This is a genomic window from Streptomyces sp. PsTaAH-124, assembly GCF_000373685.1.
Classification (GTDB): Bacteria; Actinomycetota; Actinomycetes; order Streptomycetales; family Streptomycetaceae; genus Streptomyces; species Streptomyces andamanensis.
On record NZ_KB892163.1, the window covers coordinates 247,584 to 267,876 of the forward strand.

General features: G+C 75.5%; 11 protein-coding genes. 5 read left to right on the plus strand and 6 right to left on the minus strand.

The window, feature by feature from the left end; translation table 11 throughout:
• Positions 1–30 precede the first annotated feature (30 nt).
• The 3 genes from trmB to B086_RS0110800 all read right to left on the minus strand — a co-directional run bounded on the left by trmB (position 31) and on the right by B086_RS0110800 (position 4,005).
• Positions 31–897, minus strand: coding sequence for a tRNA (guanosine(46)-N7)-methyltransferase TrmB (trmB, locus tag B086_RS0110790; protein ID WP_199785664.1), 867 nt, complete (start codon positions 895–897; stop codon positions 31–33).
• A gap of 227 nt (positions 898–1,124) precedes the next feature.
• A complete protein-coding gene (gene lhgO / locus B086_RS0110795) occupies positions 1,125–2,345 on the minus strand; it encodes an L-2-hydroxyglutarate oxidase (RefSeq protein ID WP_018566416.1) in 1,221 nt (406 codons plus the stop codon).
• A 235-nt stretch (positions 2,346–2,580) separates the two neighbouring features.
• Positions 2,581–4,005, minus strand: coding sequence for a hypothetical protein (locus tag B086_RS0110800; protein ID WP_026252295.1), 1,425 nt, complete (start codon positions 4,003–4,005; stop codon positions 2,581–2,583).
• A 692-nt stretch (positions 4,006–4,697) separates the two neighbouring features.
• Between B086_RS0110800 and B086_RS0110805 the strand changes: the two genes are divergently transcribed.
• Together B086_RS0110805 and B086_RS0110810 are read left to right on the plus strand one after the other, a co-directional pair.
• A complete protein-coding gene (locus B086_RS0110805; RefSeq protein WP_018566418.1) occupies positions 4,698–6,776 on the plus strand; it encodes an asparagine synthase-related protein in 2,079 nt (692 codons plus the stop codon).
• A gap of 484 nt (positions 6,777–7,260) precedes the next feature.
• Positions 7,261–10,698: an AfsR/SARP family transcriptional regulator gene (locus B086_RS0110810; RefSeq protein ID WP_018566419.1), complete on the plus strand. Its 3,438-nt coding sequence runs from the start codon at positions 7,261–7,263 to the stop codon at positions 10,696–10,698.
• A 27-nt stretch (positions 10,699–10,725) separates the two neighbouring features.
• Here B086_RS0110810 and B086_RS0110815 read toward each other — a convergent pair whose 3' ends face one another.
• Positions 10,726–12,798 carry a sigma-70 family RNA polymerase sigma factor gene (locus tag B086_RS0110815; RefSeq protein ID WP_018566420.1) on the minus strand — a complete coding sequence of 691 codons (2,073 nt, stop codon included), beginning with the start codon at positions 12,796–12,798 and terminating at the stop codon, positions 10,726–10,728.
• A gap of 330 nt (positions 12,799–13,128) precedes the next feature.
• Complete coding sequence (locus B086_RS0110820; protein ID WP_026252296.1) at positions 13,129–13,923, minus strand: TetR/AcrR family transcriptional regulator; 795 nt, start codon at positions 13,921–13,923, stop codon at positions 13,129–13,131.
• 395 nt (positions 13,924–14,318) lie between these two features.
• On the opposite strand from B086_RS0110820, the gene B086_RS0110825 reads away from it, so the two are divergent.
• Both B086_RS0110825 and B086_RS0110830 read left to right on the plus strand, forming a co-directional pair.
• The gene (locus tag B086_RS0110825; RefSeq protein WP_018566422.1) at positions 14,319–15,695 is read left to right on the plus strand and encodes an NAD(P)/FAD-dependent oxidoreductase; all 1,377 of its coding nucleotides are present in this window, start codon (positions 14,319–14,321) and stop codon (positions 15,693–15,695) included.
• Positions 15,696–15,926: 231 nt separating this feature from the next.
• Positions 15,927–17,636, plus strand: coding sequence for an ATP-binding SpoIIE family protein phosphatase (locus B086_RS0110830; protein WP_018566423.1), 1,710 nt, complete (start codon positions 15,927–15,929; stop codon positions 17,634–17,636).
• A gap of 93 nt (positions 17,637–17,729) precedes the next feature.
• On the opposite strand, the gene B086_RS0110835 is transcribed toward B086_RS0110830, so the two are convergent.
• Positions 17,730–19,001, minus strand: a complete 1,272-nt coding sequence (locus tag B086_RS0110835; RefSeq protein WP_018566424.1) for an MFS transporter — start codon at positions 18,999–19,001, stop codon at positions 17,730–17,732.
• Positions 19,002–19,187: 186 nt separating this feature from the next.
• Here B086_RS0110835 and B086_RS0110840 point away from each other — a divergent pair, with 186 nt between their 5' ends.
• Positions 19,188–19,739: a MarR family winged helix-turn-helix transcriptional regulator gene (locus B086_RS0110840; RefSeq protein ID WP_018566425.1), complete on the plus strand. Its 552-nt coding sequence runs from the start codon at positions 19,188–19,190 to the stop codon at positions 19,737–19,739.
• Positions 19,740–20,293 lie beyond the last annotated feature (554 nt).

A 20,293-nucleotide genomic window follows, 5' to 3' on the forward strand; every position in this document is an offset into this window, starting at 1 on the left:
AGGGAAGGTGCCGGTCGCGACGGTGTCTCGTCAGCCGCGGCCGGGATGCGGGGCGGGGTCCTGGGCGGACTGCCCGGACCCGTGCGGTACGCGCCGGAAGAGCAGGTCGTTCACGACGTGCCCCTTGTCCAGACCCTGGCCCTCGAACCGGGTCAGCGGGCGGAAGGCGGGACGGGGCGCGTATCCGCCGCCGGGCCGGGTGTTCTCGAAGGCGGGGTGCGCGCTCAGCACGTCGAGCATCTGCTCGGCGTACGGCTCCCAGTCGGTGGCGCAGTGCACGAGCGCGCCGGGCCTGAGCCGGGCGGCGGCCAGGGTCAGGAACTCCGGCTGGATCAGCCGCCGCTTGTGGTGCCGCTTCTTGGGCCAGGGGTCGGGGAAGTAGACGCGCAGCCCGTCGAGGGAGTCGGGGGTGAGCATCTCGCGCAGCAGGATGATCGCGTCGCCGTTGGCGACCCGGACGTTGGTGAGTCCGCCCCGGTCGGCGAGGGCCAGCAGGTTGCCCTGGCCGGGGGTGTGCACGTCGACGGCGAGGATGTCGGTGTCCGGGTCGGCGGCGGCCATCTGCGCGGTGGCCTCGCCCATGCCGAACCCGATCTCCAGGACGACCGGCCGGCTGTTGCCGAACAGCTCGGCCAGGTCGAGCACCCGCTGTCCGTCGATGTCCAGCCCCCACTGGGGCCACAGCCGCTGCAACGCGTCCGCCTGCCCGGTGGTCACCCGGCTGCGCCGCGGCTGGAAGCTGCGGATCCGCCGCTCGAAGTGCGACCCGGCCGGGTCCGCCTGGGGACCGTCGGGGAACCGCGGCTCGCCCTTGGCCCGGGTGTGCCGGTCGGGCTCACCGGGAGTGTGCGGGGGAGTGGGGGCGGCGGAGGCGGGGGTGTTCACGGAGTCAGACACAGTGCGCCCCATTTTACGGGCCGGACGGCGCCGGACGGGCCGCCCGGCGCCGGCGGACGGCACACAGGACGACAGGACCGCTCGGCCCTCTCGCGGGGCGTCCCCGGCGGTCGTGGCCCTGGCCGGCCCGCGGGGCGAGGCGGCGCGGTGCGCTCGCACGGCGTCCCCCGCCGTCGGGACTCCGGCGGCCCTCGTCGTCGGCCTCGCCGTGGTGCGGGGTGCTTCGCTCACTCCGTGGCCGCCAGTGCGGCCAGGGCCCGGCGGGCCACCTCCCGGCCGATCGGCAGGGAGGCAGTGGCCGCCGGGGACGGGGCGTTCAGCACATGCACGGTCCGCGGGCCCTCGCGGATCAGGAAGTCGTCCACCAGCGTCCCGTCCCGCAGGACGGCCTGGGCCCGGACCCCGGCGGGCGCGGGCACCAGGTCCCGCTCCTCGACGGCGGGCAGCAGCCTGCGCACCGCCTCGGCGAACGCCGCCTTCGACACCGACCGGCGCAGCTCCCCCGCCCCGTACCGCCAGTGCCTGCGGGCGATGCGCCAGGAGCCGGGCCAGCTCAGCGTGCCCGCCAGCTCACGCGGCCGTACGACCCCCCAGCCGTACCCCTCGCGGGCCAGCGCCGGCACCGCGTTCGGGCCGACGTGCACCCCGCCGTCGATGCCCCGGGTGAGGTGCACGCCGAGGAAGGGGAACGCCGGGTCCGGCACCGGATACACCAGTCCCCGCACCAGCTCCGGGCGCGCCAGCTCGTAGTACTCCCCGCGGAACGGCACGATCCGCACCTGCGGGTCGTCCCCGGTCCGCCGCGCCACCTCGTCGCAGTGCAGCCCGGCGCAGTTGACCAGCACGCGGGCGCGGACGATGTCGCCGCCGGACGTCAGGACGGCGACGCCCCGCTCGGGCCGCCGGTCCACGCGGACCACCTCGGCGCCGTAGCGGATGTCGGCGCCCGAGGCGTCCGCGAGGTGGCGGGCCACGGCGGTGTAGTCGCAGATGCCGGTGGTGCCCACGTGGATCGCGGCCAGGCCGCGCACCTCCGGTTCGTACTCCTCGATCTGGGCGGCGCCCAGCTCGCGCACCGGTATGCCGTTCTCCCGGCCGCGCTGGACCAGGGCGTGCAGGCGGGGCAGCTCGTCGCGGCCGGTGGCGACGATCAGCTTGCCGGTGACGGCGTGCGCGATGCCGTACTCCGCGCAGAACTTGACCATCTCGGCGGCGCCCCGCACCGCGTACCGCGCCTTGAGCGAGCCGGGGCGGTAGTAGATCCCGCTGTGGATCACCCCGCTGTTGCGCCCGGTCTGGTGCCGGGCCGGGCCCGGTTCCTTCTCCAGCACCGTCACCCGGGTGCCCGGCGCGGCCCGGGTGATCGCGTACGCCGTCGACAGACCGACGATGCCGCCCCCGATCACCAGCGCATCGCAGTCGTGAGCGCTCTTCCGCACCTGCTCCACCTCCCGCTCCCGATAGTGCACTGCGCCACTGACAATGCCTTCAAACCGGGAGACGGCAAGATCACCGGCATCACCTCGGTCGCCGGGGCCGCGGGGAGCGCCGGCCCGGGCCCCTCGGGCCCGCGGCGGACCTCCGGCGGACCCCCCCGGCGGAATCCCGGCGGAATCCCGGCGGAATCCCGCGGCGGGGACGGGACGGGGACGGAGCGGGGGAGCCGCCTGCCGCCCGTCCCGCTCAGGCCGTCGTCATCAGCAGCGGTCTGGCCCGCTCACGCAGCTCGACCACGCGCGGTTCGTCGCCGTAGGGCTCCAGCCGGTGCAGGAGGTCCCTGACGTACTCGGTGGTGCGCGCGGAGGAGATGCGTCCGGCGACCTCCACCGCCCGCACGCCCTGCTCGCAGGCCGCGTCCAGGTTGCCCGACTCCAGTTCGGCGACCGCCGAGACGACGAGTCTGAGGCCGTGCGAGCGCACGAACTCCTCCGTCGGTTTGGACAGCGCCTGTTCGGTGAAGCGGCGGACCTGGCGGGGTGCCTTCAGGTCGCGGTAGCACTCGGCGGCGTCGGCGGCGAACCGGTCGTAGCCGTAGAAGCCGAGCCAGGTCGGGTCGTTGTCGCCCTCCCGGGACCGCTCCAGCCAGCCCTCGGCCGCCTTGAGCGCCGCGCCGGCCGCCTGGGCGTCACCCGCGCGCGCGTGGGCGCGTGCCTCCACCAGCCGGAAGAAGCTCATGGTGCGCGCGGTGGCCAGGCCGCGGTTGCGCTCCAGCGCGGCCTGGGCGAGGTCGACGCCCTCGTCGCCGAAGCCGCGGTAGGTCGCCTGGAGGGACATCGACGCCAGGACGTATCCCCCCAGGGGTACGTCGGCCGCCGCGCGGGCCAGGCGCAGCGCCTGGATGTAGTACCGCTGGGCGGCCTCCTGCTGGCCGGTGTCGAAGGCCATCCAGCCCGCCAGCCGGGTCAGTTCGGCGGAGGCGCCGAACAGCGCGCGGCCGACCTCGTCGGAGTAGCAGCCCAGCAGCAGCGGCGCGGCCTCCACCCGTAAGCACTCGGGCACCATGGACGAACGCCAGTCGCCGCCCCCGTACTTGGAGTCCCAGCGCCTGGCGTCCTCGGCGGCCTCCCGCAGCTTGCGCACATCGCTGTGGCCGACTTTGAGCGGTGCGGCCGAGCCCTCGGTCCCGCCGGCCTCGCGCGCCACCGAGCTGTCGGCCGGGGTTATCAGCCAGCGGGAGGCGGGGGTGGCGTACGCGGTGACGGCGAACGAACCGGCGAGCGACTGCCAGATGCCGCCGGACCCGGCCCGGCGCCCCGCCAGGTCGAGCCGGTACAGCTCGGTGGCCGACTTCACCGCCTGGTTGACGTCGCGGGGGAAGGCGAGGCCGACCTCGGGCGCGGGGTCCGCGTCCGCGAGGCCGATCTCGTGGAGCGGCACCGGGCGGCCGAGTTTCTGGCCGATGGCGGCCGCGATGAGGTGCGGCGCCGCTCCCTGCGGCACCATCCCCTTCGAGACCCAGCGGGCCACCGACGTCTTGTCGTAGCGAAGCGTCAACCCGCGCTGGGCGCCGAGGTCGTTGACGCGTCGTGCGAGTCCGGCGTTGCTGATTCCCGCGAGGGCGAGAACGGCGCCGAGTTTTTCGTTCGGCCCGCGTTGCTCCCTGGACATGCGCCACCCCTCGACACAGACGGCTGCCGCGCTGGCATAACCACGCGGCATTCGTAAACCCAGCGTAGTTCGCCGCATCCCAAGCGTTAAGGGGCATTCTTCCGGTTGGCGGGATTGTGGTCCGCACGGGAGTACGGGCCCTGCACGCACGGTTGCCACGTGCTCCCGATGTGTGGCCGTGCGCCCGCCCGTGCGCTCTTCTCCGGCCATCGGCGCGACGGTTCCATGGTTCTGCGTGGGTCGGCCCGCTGTACTGGATCCAGTGGGCTGGGGGACACCGCCGCCTTCATCCCCGCGGGCGGCGGAACGGTCCGGGAGGCCAACCGCGCCTCCCGGACTGCGCGTTGGCCGCACCCGGCGCAGACTGTGTACGGAGCGTGCGCACATCCGCTCCCGCCGCGCCAATTTGGCTGAAAATCATCTCTGCTTCCTGCCGGGTATTTCCCGTTCCCACCACGGGAGTTGACGGCGCACGGGGTGCTACGGGGAGCGCATCAGGGGGCGCATTCAGGTCGAGATGTCCGTGCCCGGCACGGCCGTTGGCCATCTCGCGGCCATCTCGCCGGCCGGCGCGCGAGGGCGCGCGGCACGGACCCGAGGCGGCTCCGCCTCCGCTCCGCCACGCCTGCTTCGTGGCAGCATGGACCCGGTTCGTGCGGTGCACTGGTGAATCCCGGTCCGTGGAGGCGTCGATGCGGTGGTTGGTGGGATGGAGCAGCGCCGCCGCGGGCATCGCCGGGACCGGTTCCGCGGGCGCCACCGGGTACGACGGCGAGACCGTGCAGCCGGTCGGCTCCCAACTGCTGTGGGGCGACCCCGATCCGCTGTGGGCGGTCGGCGACTGGCGGCCGGACGAGATCCGGCTGGTGCGGGCCGACGCGCAGACCAGGATCGCGGTGCTCGGCGTCTGCGGCGCCTCCGACGAGCAGTTGCGCGTCGGCCTGCTGGCCGCGCGCGGCGGCGCGCTGCGCCACCTGACCGCCTGGCCCGGCAGCTACACCGCCGTCGTGCAGGTCGGCCGCCGCATCACCGTCTGCGGCGATCTCGCGGGCGCCCGGCCGGTGTTCCACACCCCCTGGGCGCGCGGCACGGCGTACGCGACGGCCGCGCTGCCGCTGGCCGACCTCGTCGAGGCCAACCTCGACTTCGGGCACCTCGCCGCGCTGCTCGCCGCCCCTTCCGTACCGGCCGCGCTGGACGACTCCACCCCGTACGAGGGCGTACGGCGCATTCCGCCGGGGCACGCGCTGATCCTGCGCGCCGGGGCGCGCGAGGTCGCCGGGTACGAGCAGGTCGCCTCCCTCGCCGTGGCCGCGCCCCCCGCCGACCCCGACAGCGCGGTCGGCGCCGTCCGGGACGCCCTGGTCGAAGCCGTCCGGGCCCGGCTCTCCGCGCCCCGGCACGTCCCCGACATCGACCCCGGCCCGGTGCCCGGCATGGGACCGGCCGAGCGCCGCGCCGCCCGCGGCATGCCGGTGCCCGGCATCGGCGCCGACCTGTCCGGCGGCCCGGCCTCGGGCACCCTCGCCCTGCTGGCCGCGGGCCTGCCGGGCAACCCCGGCACCCTGCTGGGCCACGGCACCGGCGCCGGTGAACGCCTGCTCGCCGTCACCTTCAACGACCTCGCCGTCGGCGGCCGCGAGGAGGAGATCGAACGGGCCGGTGCGCTCGCCGCCAACCCGCGCCTGCACCACGTCGTGGTGGCGGGCGGCGAGGACGTCCTGCCCTACGCCGACCTGGAGGGCCCGCTCACCGACGAGCCCGGCCCCTCCCTGGTGACCGCGGCCCGCCACCGGGCCCGCCTCGCGTCGGGCAGCGCCGACCACTTCACCGGCCACGGCGCCCGCCAGGTCCTCGACGCCCACCCCGCGCGCCTGGCCGACCTGCTCATGGACCGCAGACGGCGCCATCTGGTCCGGCCGGTGGCCGCGCTCGCCAGGGCCGACGGCTCGGTGATGGTCCCCGCGCGCGTGTACGGCGCGGCGCGCAAGCTCGCCCGCACCCCCTACCGTGCCGGTCTCGAAGATCTCGCGGGACGGCTGCTCCAGCGCCGCTTCGACGAGCCCAGGGGCGCGGTCGGCGCCTCCCTGGCCGCGCTCACCTGGGCCGGGGCCGGGCCCGCCGCCCGCTGGCTGACCGGTGAGGCGCTGGCTGAAGTATCGGTTCGCCTCCAGGCCGCGACCAACCGCTCGACGACCGGCCCGGGACAGCGGCCGGGCGACCACCGCGCGCGTGCCGCCCTGGCCCGGCACGCCGCCGACCTCCGCGTCCTGGAGCAGGCCGCGGAGATCCGCTCCCAGCGGCTGCACGCCCCCTTCCTCGACAACCAGGTCGTACGGGCCTGCCGCGCGCTCCCCGAGGCCCTGCGGGTCCGGCCGGGCGCCCGCGCGGCGATCCTGCGCACCGTCCTGGAGGGCGCCGGAGTGGGCGGCCTCCCGCCCGGCTGGGGCGCGCCCGCGCAGGCCCCCGGCGTGTCCGCCGAGCGCGCGGGCCTGCGCCTGGCCGCGGACGGCCTGATGGCCCTGTTCGCCACCCCGCTGCTCGCCGAGGCGGGCCTGGTCGAGGCCCGGGTGGTCCGCAAGGCGCTGCGCGCGGCGGCCCAGGGCGAGCCTCTGCCCCTGGACGGCCTGGCCGACCTGGTCTCCCTGGAGATCTGGCTGCGCCGCCTGCTGGCCCGCCGCGGCACCTGCTGGACCGGCACCCCGGCCCGCGCCCGCGCGGTCCCGGGCGGCATCGCACCCCAGCGGGGGGCACTGGCCTCCGGGGCATGAGGGGGCGGTCGCCCGCCTGGAGAGTCGCGTACGGGGCGGCCGCGCTGTACGTACATACGCATACGTCCGTGGTCGGCCCGCCCCTTCCGCTCCGGGCGAGTGCCGCGCTGCGTCGGGGACGCGGGAGTCATGGCGGAGCCCCGGGGCGTACGTAGGCATCGGCGTCCCGGCCGCGCGCGGGCCCCGCGTCCGCGCTCCGGTCGGCAGCGCCCGAGGGCGGGCTGCCCGGCGCCGGGGTACGCGCCTCGCGCCTCCGCCTCAGTCGCCCGGTGGCGCGTCCGGGCGTCCGGGTTTCCGGGCTTCCGCTGCGGTTTGCCTCGGCCGCCCTCGCGTTCTGGCGACTGCGACGGCTGCCCCACCCGCTCGCGGATGCTCCGTCCCGGCCCCGCGCTGCCGCCGTCCGCGCGCCCTCGCCCCGGCCACCGCCCCGCGGCGCGGCGACAAACCCCGTGCCCCGCTTCCGCCGCCCGGCGACAATGTCCCGGTGCAGTACAGAATCCTGGGCGTCACCCAGGCGGAGGACGACCGGGGCACTGCCCTGCCCGTGGGCGGTCCGCGCCTGCGGGCCCTGCTCACCGCGCTCGCCCTGCGGCCCGGACGGGTCACCGCCCCGGGCGCCCTGATCGACGAGGTGTGGGGCGAGGACCCGCCCCAGGACGCCCCGGCGGCGCTCCAGGCGCTGGTGGGCCGGCTGCGCCGCACCCTCGGCCGGGACGCGATCCGTTCCGAGACGGGCGGCTACCGGCTCGCGGTGGCCGAGGGCGGCGTCGACCTCTTCGCCTTCGAGGGCCTCGTACGGCGGGGCACCGCCGCCCTCGGGCGGGGCGACGCGTCCGCCGCGGCCCGCTCCCTCGACGACGCGCTCGCCCTGTGGCGCGGCCCCGCCCTGGCCGACCTGCCCGACCGTACGGCCGCCGCCCGCGTCGACACGCTGCGTCTGGAGGCGGTTCGCTCCCGCGCCGACGCGCGGCTGCGGCTGGGCCGCGCCGCCGAGGTCGTACCGGAGCTGACGGAACTGACCGTCGCACACCCGTACGACGAGTCGCTGCACGCGCTGCTCATCCGCGCCCTGCGCGACACCGGTCGCGGCGCCGACGCCCTCGCCGCCTACGAACGGGCCCGCCGCGCCCTGGCCGACGGCCTCGGCACCGACCCGGGACCGGGACTCCGCGCCCTGCACGCCGGTCTCCTCGCCCCCGCGCCGCCCCCGTCCGTCCCACCCGGCCCGGCGCCCGCCCCGCACGCCGCGCCCACCGCGCGCCCCTCGTCCGCCACGGAACCGCCGCACGCTGCGCATCCCGCGCACCCCGTTCCCCTCACCCCGGCTGCCCCGGCCGCCCCGGATCCGGCCCGCGCCGGCAACATCCGCCCCCGCCTCACCTCCTTCGTCGGCCGGGAGCCCGAACTCGCCGCCCTCCGCGCCGACCTGCGCGGGGCCCGGCTCGTCACCCTCACCGGACCGGGCGGCTCCGGCAAGACGCGGCTCGCGGAGGAGGCCGTCGCCGGGCTCCCGCAGCCCTGGCTCGTCGAGCTGGCGCCGCTGGACCGGCCGGAGGCGGTGCCCGGCGCCGTGGTCAGCGCGCTGGGGCTGCGCGAGACCGTACTGAAGACCAACGACCTGGTGACCCCGCAGGACGACCCGCTGACGCTGCTCGTCGAGTACTGCGCCCCGCGCGCCACCCTGCTGGTCCTCGACAACTGCGAACACGTCATCGGCGCCGCCGCCGCCCTCGCCGAGACGCTGCTCACCCGCTGCCCCGGCCTCACCGTCCTCGCCACCAGCCGCGAGCCCCTCGGCGTCCCCGGCGAACTGGTGCGCCCGGTCGAACCGCTCGCGCCCGACCAGGCCCACCGCCTCTTCGCCGAGCGCGCCGCCGCCGTCCGCCCCGACGGCGCAGGCGTCCTCGACGACAAGGAGGCCGTGGCGGAGATCTGCCGCCGCCTGGACGGCCTGCCGCTCGCCATCGAGCTGGCCGCCGCCCGGCTGCGCATGCTCACCCCGCGGCAGATCGCCGACCGGCTCGACGACCGCTTCCGCCTGCTCACCGCGGGCAGCCGCACCGTCCTGCCCCGCCAGCAGACCCTGCGCGCCGTCGTCGACTGGTCCTGGGACCTGCTCGACGAGCAGGAGCGGACCATGCTGCGCGAGGCGTCCGTCTTCGCGGGCGGCTGGGACCTCGCCGCCGCCGAGGCCGTGTGCACCGGCCCCGCCGCCGGCCTGGTCGGGGCGCTCGTCGACAAGTCCCTGGTCATCGCCACCCTGGCCGGTGCGGAGGGCGGCGGTGACGGCGGCGGCATGCGCTACCGCATGCTGGAGACCATCCACGAGTACGCCACCGAGCGCGCCGCCGAGGTCCCGGGGCTGCGCGCCGCCGCCGAGGAACGGCACCGCGCCTGGGTGTACGCGCTCGTCACGGAGGCCGATCCGCAGCTGCGGTCCGCCGGGCAGCTGGCGTGGATCGCCCGGCTGGAGGCCGAGCTGGACAACATCCGGGCGGCCCTCGACCGGGCCCTGGCCGCCGGGAACGAGCGGGCGTCCGCCGAACTCGCCCTCGGCATGGGCTGGTTCTGGTGGCTGCGCGCCTACCGCTGGGAGGCCATGGAGTGGGTCCACCGGGTGCTGCGCCTGGGTATCGCCCTGGACACCGGCGCCCCGCCCGCGCCCGTGCGCCCGTCCTCGTCCGGGCTCACGCCCGCGACCGTCCCCGGCACCGTCGACCTGGTGGACGCCCTCCTGAACGCCCCGGACGGCGAGCGCGGCCACCCGCTGCACGCCCTGCGCATGGACCTGCGCATGCTGCACCTGTTCCTGTCGACGGAGACCGAGGCGGCCGAGGCGGTCCGCGACGAGCGGGTGCTGCGCTACATGGCCCGGGTCCAGGACGCCTTCGCGGACGGCGGCCCGCACGCCGCCCGGATGCCAGGACTGCTGTGGCCGCTCAGCTCCTATCTGACGAACACCCCGGACGACATGCGCCGCGTCCTGGACAGCGCCATCGCCAACTGCCGTGCGTACGGCGGCGACTGGGAGGTCGGCGTCCTCCTCATGTTCCGTACGCACATGGTCGTCGACTCCCCCGGCAACCTGCACGGCGTCGACGAGGACCTCGCCGAACTGCGGCGGCTCAGCCACCGGGTGGGCGACCGCTGGATGCGCGCGCAGGTGTGCAGCGCGGCCGGGGAGGCGGCCATGGCGCGCAGCAGGCCGGCCGAGGCGCGCGCCGAGTACGAGGAGGCGCTGCGCCTGGCCCACGAGGTGGGCGCCCACGCCGAGACGCCGTTCCTGCTGGCCCGGCTCGCCGAGATCTCCTACCGCTCCGGCGACCGGACCGGCGCCCTCGTGACCCTGGACGAGGCGAGCGAGGCGGCCGAGCGGCACCGGGTGGTGGACTCCCGGGCGTTCGTGCTGCTGCTGCGCGCCCAACTGGCCCTGGACGACGGCGATGTGGCCGGTGCGCGCACCCACTGCGACGCGGCCCGCGCGGAGAGCGGGCGCGGGACCCCGCCCCCGCAGTTCGAGGCGGTGCTGCGCGGGATCGACGCCCTCGTCACCGCCGCCGAACGCGGCCCGCGCCACGGACTCCCGCTGCTCGTCGAGGCGCTGGGCATCGCCGCCGAGCAGCACTGCTCCGAGGTGGTGACGGCCTCGCTCGCGGACATGGCGGCCGAGGTGCTGTCCCGGCTCGGCGAGCACGCCCGCGCGCTGCGGCTGCTCGCCGCCGCCGACGGCTGGCGCGGCGGCCGCCCCCGCCCGCAGCCCGAGCGGCGGTGCGCGGAGCGCGCCGAGGCCGCCGCGCGCGCCGCCCTCGGCGCCGAGCGCTGCGCCGCCGAACTCGCCCGGGGCGCGGCCCTCGCCGTGGACGGCGTCCTCGCCGAGGTCGCCGAAGCCGTGCCCGGCCGCCCGCCCGCGGCCCGCGCGTGAGCCCGGCCCCGCGGCCGTCCTTCGGCGCTACGCGCAGGTGAACCGCGACTCCGCCCAGTCCGCGAGGGTCACCGCGTCGAAGGCGCTGCGCGGGGTGACGACCAGTTGCACGGTCCGGCGGCCGACGAGGCTCACATGGACCGGGACGGCGGCCTGCCCGCCGGTGACGGTGGCGGACTGCCACAGCCGCACTCCGTCGGCGTACACCGAGAAGGCGACCTCGCCCAGCCCGGCCGCCAGGTCGTCGACACCGGCCACCGCGTCGTAGGCGGAGCAGGCGCGGTTGAGGTCGATGGTGACCGAGGACTCGCCGTGCACGCTCACCCCGTGCGGATACCGCTTCCCGGCGATCTCCACGCCGTCGCGCTGCCACACCCAGCCGCTGCCGCCGAGCCGCATCTCCGGCCCGGTGCCGTCGCCGGTGACGTCGTAGCTCAGCTCGCTCCACCGGTACACGGCCGGGGGAGCGGGCGGCGGCGGTGTCGGTGTCGGCGTCGGGGACGGGGTGGGCGTGGGGGACGGAGACGGCGGTGCGGGCTTCGGGGTGGGTTTCGGCGACGGCTCGGGCGTCGGGGTGGGTGTGGGTGTGGGCGTGGGGGTCGGCTCGGGCACGGGCCGGGGCGCGACGACGGGCTCCGGCGGCTTCCGGCTGGGGCGGGGCGCGGGCGGGGCGCTGGACGGCGGCTGCGGTTCGACGACCGGGGCGGGGGGCGGAGCGGCCCGGGGCTTGTCGGCGGGGGCGTCGTGGCCGACCAGGGCGAAGGCGAGCCCCGCCGCGGCCACGGCGACGACTCCGGCCGCGATCCCGGCCTTCACCGGCGCGCCGAGCCCCTCGGAGGCCGCCGCGCCCCCGGCGCCCGCGCCACCGGAGGACCCGCCCGCGGCCGCGCCCGCGGCGCCCGCGGCACCGGCGGCCCCCGCGCCGCCCGCGAGCAGCCCGAACGCCTTGGCGTACCCGGCGGCGCCGAACCAGCCGAGGACGGCGACCGGCACGACGGCCGGGATGCCGCCGGCGACCTCCTCGATCTGGAGCGCCGCCACCCGGCACCTGGCGCACTCCTCCAGGTGCTTGCGCAGGCCCCGTTCGGCGCGGGTGCGCAGCTTGCGCCGGGCGTAGCCGCCGAGCTGGTCGGCGTACCGGGCGCACTCCGCGTCGCCGGTCAGGGACGTGCTCACATGGGCCTGGAGATAGGCCTGCTTGAGGCCCTCGCGGGCCCGGCTGGCCAGCACCCGGGTGCCGTTGGCGTCCAGCCCGAACAGGGTGGCGACCTCGCTGGGCGACTCGTCCTCGACCTCGGTGTGCCACAGCACGGCCTGCCACCGCTCGGGCAGCGAGCGGAACGCCCGCATCGCCATCGACTGCTCGGCCTCGTGCATCGCCCGCACGTCCGCGCCCAGGTCGAGCGTGTCGTCGTCGGACACCTCGGAGCTCCGGACCGCCTGCGCGGCGAACACGGCGAAGTCGTCGACCAGTTGCTCGCGCCGCGCGGTCTTCGTCCAGTGCGCGGCCACCCGCCGGACGCTGGTCAGCAGATAGGCGCGGACGGCGTGCCGGGGGCCCGCGCCGCCCCGTACGGCCTGGAGCATCGCGGCGAAGACCTCGGCGGTGAGGTCGTCGGCGGTGTGGGCGTCCCGGCAGCAGCTGCGGGCGTACCGGCGCACCGCGTCGGCGTGGCGCCGGTACAGGTCCTCGTACGCCGTGTCGTCCCCGGACCGCATCCGGTCGATCAGCTCGGCGTCGGACGGCGGCACCTCGCGCGGCGGCGGCAGCACGCTGTCCTCGCGCCACTCGCGCTGCGCCGGCACGCTGCCTTCGGCCACCGGCCCCCAGCCGTCCCGGTCCGGGGAGGACCGGTCCGGAGAGTCCTGGTGCGAGGAGTCCGGATCCGGGGAGTGCCGGTCCGGGGCGTCCTGCGGGTCCGCCCGGTGCGGGACGTCCGGCCGGTCCGCCGCGTCCGCCCGGTGCGCGGGCCGCCGGGGCGGCGCGTCGTCGCGCGGGACACCGGCCGGACCGCCCTGGCTCGGCACCTGGGGCGGGCGCGGCCCGCCGGTGCCCGCCCCGCCGTCACCGACCGACTCACCACGTCCGTCAACGCCCATCGCCGATAGCCCCCGCCGCCAGCCCAGCCGACCCGATCACCGGGCCAGACTGCCACAGCGGCTCTTGTCAGGACTCGGCAGGAAGGATCCTCCACCCGTCCGTGGGGGACTCACCGCCCCCGGGAATCGACATCACCCGTACGGGGCATGCTCCCCGGAATGCGGCGGAAACCCGCGCCGGCGCACACGCCCCCGGGCGCAACGCCCCCGCCCGCGCCCCGTCCGAGCCCCGCCTGTCCCTCGTATGGGCGTGCCGTACGGGCATCCCCTGCGCGGGCGTCCCCTACGGCGTCCCGTCGCCGTGTCGCCGGGAGAGCCCGCCCCGCCCGCTCACACCGGCCGGGACCGCAGCCCCTCCAGCAGAATGTCCAGCAGCCGTGCCGAGGCCGCCGCCTGCTGGGCGGCGTCCGGCAGCGAGGGCGCCGCCGTGGCGATCACGAGCAGCACGTCCGACACCGAGACATCGGTCCGCAGCTCACCCGCCGCACGGGCCCGCTCCACCAGCCGGCCCACGACCTCCAGCAGCTCCGCGGCTCCCGTGTCGTCCACCGCCTCCGGCGCGAGCCCGGTGTCCTGGTCGGACACCAGCCGCAGCTCGCCCGCGCCCGGCTCGGACCGCTGCTGCGGCACCCGCGCGCCGTCCGTACCGTCCGCGCCGTCCGTCTCGCCGGTCCGCTCCTCCGCGACCCCGACGCGCAGCACCTGCGGCGGCAGCAGCCGCCCGGCGCCGGACGCCACCGAGGTGCGCAGGAACCGGGAGAGCGCCGACCACGGCTCGTCCTCCTGGCCGAGCGCGGCCCGTGCCTGGTCGGTCAGCCGGGAGGTCTCCTCCTCGGCTATCCGCCGCACCAGGACGTCCTTGCTGGGAAAGCGCCGGTACACCGTGCCGACGCCGACCCGGGCGCGCCGGGCCACGTCCTCCATCGGCGCGCCGTACCCCAGCTCGCCGAAGACCTCGCGCGCCGCCCGCAGCACGTGTTCGAGGTTGCGCTGTGCGTCCACGCGCAGCGGAGTGGTCCGCACCGACCGGGGGTCCTCCCCGCGTCCGCCCACCGCCGCGCCCATCGCCCCGCCACCGGCCGCGACAGCGGACGCGGTGGACCAATGAGTGTCCTGAATGTGCATAGCCGATCCCCCGGTAATGACGTCTCCCCCCGGAGACTCTCCCCGCCACTGAATTCCGGGATGCGCTGAACGGGGACCGCGCACGACCGAGCCGTTCCGCGAGACCAGGCGGGACCCGCCGACTCGTCCGGTCACTTCCCCCACACCCCGACGACACACGAACATAGTTGAGTGGGAGTCAATTCAGAAGGGGCAGTTCCGCACGGACCGCCCCCCGATCGGAGTACGAGCCGCCCCGGCGCGCCCCACGCCCCGCTCCGCACCCCCACCCACCCGCGCTGACCTGCGCACCTGACCCGGCCCCCGGTGATCAGGCCAATCCGGCGCCCGGCCGCCCGGCGGTCACACAAATCGCCGGGGCTGTGGACAAACGAGAGTCACGGGTGCGTCATGGGATGGTGAAGGAACGTGCGCGCATTCTCGTTGTCGGCGGCGGCTACGTCGGGATGTACACGGCTCTGCGCCTCCAGCGGCGGCTGAAACAGGAGCTGCGGCGGGGCGACGCCGAGATCACCGTCGTCACGCCCGACCCCTATATGACGTATCAGCCGTTCCTGCCCGAGGCGGCGGCCGGCGCGATCTCGCCCCGGCACGTCGTCGTGCCGCTGCGCCGCGTCCTCGGCGGCTGCCGGGTCGTCGCGGGCGAGGTGAAGTCCGTCGACCACGCGCACCGCACCGCCGTCCTCGCCACCCTCGCCACCGAGGAGAAGGGCGGCACCGAACACCTGGCCTACGACGAACTCGTCCTCGCCCCCGGCTCCGTCGCGCGCACCCTGCCCGTCCCCGGTCTCGCCGACCACGGCATCGGCTTCAAGACCGTCGAGGAGGCCATCGGCCTGCGCAACCACGTCATCGAGCAGATGGACATCGCCTCCTCCACCCGCGACCCCGCCATCCGCGACGCCGCCCTCACCTTCGTCTTCGTCGGCGGCGGCTACGCGGGCGTGGAAGCGCTCGGCGAACTGGAGGACATGGCCCGCTACGCCGCCCGCTACTACCACAACATCCGGCCCGAGGACATGAAATGGATCCTCGTCGAGGCCTCGGACCGCATCCTGCCCGAGGTCGGCGAGGAGATGGGCCGCTACACGGTCACCGAACTGCGCCGCCGCAACATCCAGGTGCTCCTGCGGACCCGCCTGGAGTCGTGCGCCGACCGCGTCGCCGTGCTCAGCGACGGGCAGCGCTTCCCCACCCGCACCGTCGTATGGACCGCCGGGGTCAAGCCGCACCCCCTGCTGGCCGCCACCGACCTGCCGCTCGACGCCCGGGGCCGCGTCCGGTGCACCGCCGAGCTGACCGTCCAGGGCACCGAGCACGCCTGGGCCGCGGGCGACGCCGCCGCCGTCCCCGACGTCACCGCCGCCGAACCCGGCAAGGAGACCGCGCCCAACGCCCAGCACGCGGTCCGCCAGGCGAAGGTCCTCGGCGACAACATCGCCCACGCGCTGCGCGGCGAACCCCTGGAGACGTACGCGCACCGCTACGTCGGCTCGGTCGCCTCCCTCGGACTGCACCAGGGCGTCGCCCAGGTCTACGGCCGCAGGCTGAAGGGCTACCCGGCCTGGTTCATGCACCGCGCCTACCACCTCAGCCGGGTCCCCACTGTCAACCGCAAGGCCCGCGTCCTCGCCGAATGGCTGCTCGCCGGCCTCTTCAAACGGGAGATCGTCTCCCTCGGGTCCCTGGAACACCCCCGCGCCGAATTCGAACTCGCGGCCGGGGGAAAACACCCCCTCGACCCGGACACCGACCCGAAAGGGTCGTCCTGACCGGAGCGCGGAACTCCACCGGGCGCGACGGCGTCCCACGGATGCCGTCGCGCGGCGCCCGCACTGCCAGACTGGTCCACGACCGGAGGCGGAAGCCGCCCGCCCCGGCCGCCGTATCCGCACGGACACCGTGCCGCACCCGGGGCCGGAGAAGGCCGGCCGCCCCGCGCGGCCCCGCACCCCGGCCGGGCCCGGAGCCGGACCGACACCACCGACACGAGGCAAGGATTCGTGAACTTCACGCGCTGGAGCGCCCGGCTCCCCCCGATCCCCGGAACACAGCGCCGTGCCGCGGCGCGGACCGGTCTCGCACCGGACCGGCGGCCCGACGGCTCCGCGCCCGGCCCGGACCGGCGCTCCGACGGCTCCGTGCCCGCCGCCCGCGGCGAGCGGCAGGCCGACGGGGACCCGACCCCGCCCGGCGTCGACGGGCTCCCCGCCCGTGAGGTCCTCGACCGCGTCCCCGCCCTCGTCGCCCTCGTCCACGGCGGCGACCACCGCCTCGCCTACCTCAACGACGCGTACACCACGGCCTTCGGCGCGCGCCCGCTCGGCGAACCCGCCCGCGACGCCCTGCCCGAACTGCGCGAACTGGGCCTGCTCCCGCTCCTCGACCAGGTCCTGCGCAGCGGCAGACCCCGCACCCTGAAGTCCCGCAGATCACCCGACGGCCGCTCCTACACCTTCACCTGCACCCCGGTCCGCGACCCCGGACCCGGCGAGCGCGCCACCGCCCCGGGCGGCGCGGGCGTGCTCGTCTTCGCCACCGACGTCACCGACCACGCCGAGGCCGCCGACCGCCTGCGCGCCAGCGAACGCCGCCAGCGCGAGACCGCCGTCACCCTCCAGCGCTCCCTGCTGCCCCAGGTGCTGGAACAGCCCGACGACCTGCGCGTCGCCGCCACCTACCACCCCGGCGGCACCGAAGCCGCCGTCGGCGGCGACTGGTACGACGTCATCACCCTCGGCGGCGGACGCACCGCCCTCGTCATCGGCGACGTCATGGGCCGCGGGGTGCGCGCCGCCGCGGTCATGGGCCAGCTCCGCACCGCCGTGCGCGCCTACGCCCGCATGGACCTCCCGCCGCACGAGATCCTCCAGCTCCTGGACGGCCTCGCCGCCGAGATCGACGCCAACCAGATCGCCACCTGCGTCTACGCCGTCCACGACCCCAACGAGGGCCGGCTGGTCTACTCCTCCGCGGGGCACCTGCCGATCCTCGTCCGCGACGAGACCGGTACCGTCGTACGCGCCGACGAACCCACCGGCCCGCCCCTGGGCACCGGCGGCTGGATGCACGCCTCCGGCTCGGTCCCGCTCGCCCCCGGCTCCACGGCCGTGCTCTACACCGACGGCCTGGTGGAACGCCGCGACGCGGACCTCGACGAGGGCATCGCCGCCCTGGAACGCGCCCTGGCCGGCGCCACCGGCACCCCCCAGGTCGTCTGCGACCGCCTGGTCCGCTCCGCCGGGGTCCAGGCCGACCACGACGACGACGTCGCCGTCCTCGTCCTCCAGCACCCCGCCCGCACCGGCCCGGACCGCGAACTCTTCCGCAACGCCGCGCTGGAACTCCTCGGCGGTGTGGAAGCCGCGCCCCGCGCGCGTGCCTTCGCCTCCGGCGTCCTGGCCAGCTGGCGCTTCCCGCCGGAACTCCACGACGCGGGCGTCCTCGCGGCCAGCGAACTCGTCGCCAACTCCCTCCAGCACGGCACACCGCCCATGCGGCTGCGGCTGCGCCGCACCGACCGCCGGCTGATCGTCGAGGTCACCGACGGCGACGACCATCTGCCCCGGCGCCGCCGCGCCGAACCCGCGGACGAGTCCGGCCGGGGCATCGCCATCGTCGCCACCATCGCCGACCACTGGGGCGCCCGCCGCACCCCGGACGGCGGAAAGGCCGTCTGGTGCGAGTTCACCCTGCCTGCCCGACGGCCCTGACCCCCGCGGCGAGGCCGGCCGCCCGCACCCGGCCGGGGACACGGCAAGGCGGCCGTCGCCCGAGGACGACGGCCGCCTTGCCCACGCGCACGCTCAGACCTCCGCGGTCACCGGCTCCGCCGCGGCCCCACCGCGCGCCACCACCCGGGTCCGCGCGGCCCACGGGTGATCCTGCACGGAGCTCAGCGCCCGGCCCAGCCGCAGCGCCAGCACACTGATCCCCAGCGAGAACAGCAGGAAGGTCACCACGTACGGCCCCGGCAGCGACGCCGCCAGCGGACCGCCCACCGCCGGACCGACGGCCAGCGCGAGCTGCTTCACCAGGGCGAACGCCGAGTTGTACTGACCCGCCAGACCCTCCGGGGCGAGGTCCGCAACCAGCGGGGCGAGCGTCGGCGACAGCATCGCCTCACCCAGCCCGAACAGCGCGTACGTCGACACGAAGGCGGCCGTCGCCATCGTCTGGCTGCCGTGCCCCAGACCCGCGTACGCCGCCGCGGCCCAGGCCACCGCCCAGATCACGCCGACCGCGGCGATCACCCGCGAGCGCCGCCGCCGCTCCACGAACCTCAGCACGGCGAACTGCGCCACAACGATCATCAGCGTGTTCGCCGCCAGCGCGGTGCCCAGCGCCGACGTCGAGATCCCCGCGGCCTCCACGCCGTACGCGCTCAGACCCGACTCGAACTGCCCGTAGCAGGCGAAGAACAGCACGAAGCCCAGCACACACAGCTGCACCATGGCCCGGTTCCCCAGCAGCGCGCGCCAGCCGGTGCGGCCCGCACCCGGTCCGGCGTCCGCGGCCGCCTCGACGCGCGGCGCGCGCGGCACGCGCACCGTCGCCATCACCGCGACCAGCAGCAGGAACACCGCCGCCTCGATCGCGAACAGCAGGGTGAAGGAGGAGACCCGGGAGGTGTCCACGAGGTGCCCGCCGATGAGGCCGCCGACACCGAGACCCAGGTTCTGAAGGAAGAACTGCATCGCGAACGCCCGCGAGCGGGTCTCCGACTCCGAGCAGTCCACGATCATCGTGGCCAGCGCGGGCTGCATCACGGCCTGTCCGGCGCCCAGGGCCGCCGCCGACAGCAGGACGGCCGTCGCGCCGCCCGCGAGCCCCAGGCTCAGCGCTCCCAGCGCGGCGGTGACCAGGGCGGCGAGCAGGGCCGGCAGCGGGCCGCGGCGCACGATCGCCCGGCCGGCGAACGGCAGCACTATCAGCGCGGCCACGGCGAAGACGGCGAGCACGAGCCCCGCCGTCATGGCTCCCAGTCCCCGCACCTGCGCCACATAGACGTACAGGTAGGGGACGGTGAAGCCGAGCCCGAACGCGCTGAGTGCGTTGCCCACGTGGATCCGGCGCATCGCTGCGCCCATCGCCCTGGTCACGTTCACCTCTCTCATCTCTCAAGCCGAAGCTCTGCATCGTGTGGTGGTCGGTCATTGAAGTGATCAGGAGTTAACCCTGAAGACTTCAAGACTAAAGTTCGAAGCTAAAGAGTACACCTGGAAGGACTTCAACGCCAAGCCGGTCCGTGCCATACTGCGGACATGGGTGACACCCCCGGTCTCGGCAGCGAGCCGACACTCGAAGAGCAGATCGCCGCCTACCAGCGCGAGTTCCAGGACCTCGACCCCCAGGTCGAGAAGATCGTCTCCGCGCTGTCCCGCCTGAACCGCCGGATGAACGTCGCCTACGGCCGCCAGACCTCCGAGCTGGGCATCAGCAACGCCGAGTGGGAAGTGCTCAAGGCGCTCGTCCTCTCCGGGGCGCCCTACCGCCTCGGCCCGAGCGACCTCGCCAAGCGCCTCGGCCTCACCCCGGCCGCGATGACCCACCGCATCGACCGCATGGTCGGCGAGGGCCTGGTCACCCGCGAGCGCGACGAGAACAACCGCGTTCGCGTCATCGTCGAGCTGACCCCGGAGGGCCGGGAGAAGTGGATGGAGGCCATGCGTCTCGCCACGGTCTTCGAGGGCGACCTCCTCCAGGACCTCTCCCCGGCGGAGCGCGCCGTGCTCGGCGAGGTGCTGACCCGGCTCCTGCGCCGGGTGGAGCACGCCCAGCCGGACGCCGGCGGACGCCTCAGCGACCTCGATTAAAAGATCTTGACAGGGGCTCCTTGACACGCCTCTGTCCGATCCGTAGAGTTCTTCGGGTTGCCGCGGAGCCGTAACGGTTCCTCGACAACACCTCCGCCGCACTGCGGCACCCACACCATCAGTACGATCTCCCGGCCGGGTTGATTTCGGCGTGCCCGAATTCAATTCGAATGGAACTCGTCGATGCCGAACGGATCCGCCAAGGGCCCGATTGGGAATCAGCGAGCGGATCCGCTAAGGTTTGGAACGTCGGAACGGCCCAACGGCCGGGAAGACGGACCCCGCTGACTGGGGGTCAGGTCGAGAAAAGATCTGATAGAGTCGGAACCGCCGGAAAGGGAAACGCGGAAGCGGGAACCTGGAAAGCACCGAGGAAATCGGATCGGAAAAAGATCTGATAGAGTCGGAAACGCAAGACCGAAGGGAAGCGCCCGGAGGAAAGCCCGAGAGGGTGAGTACAAAGGAAGCGTCCGTTCCTTGAGAACTCAACAGCGTGCCAAAAGTCAACGCCAGATATGTTGATACCCCGTCTCCGGCCGTCATGGTCGGGACGA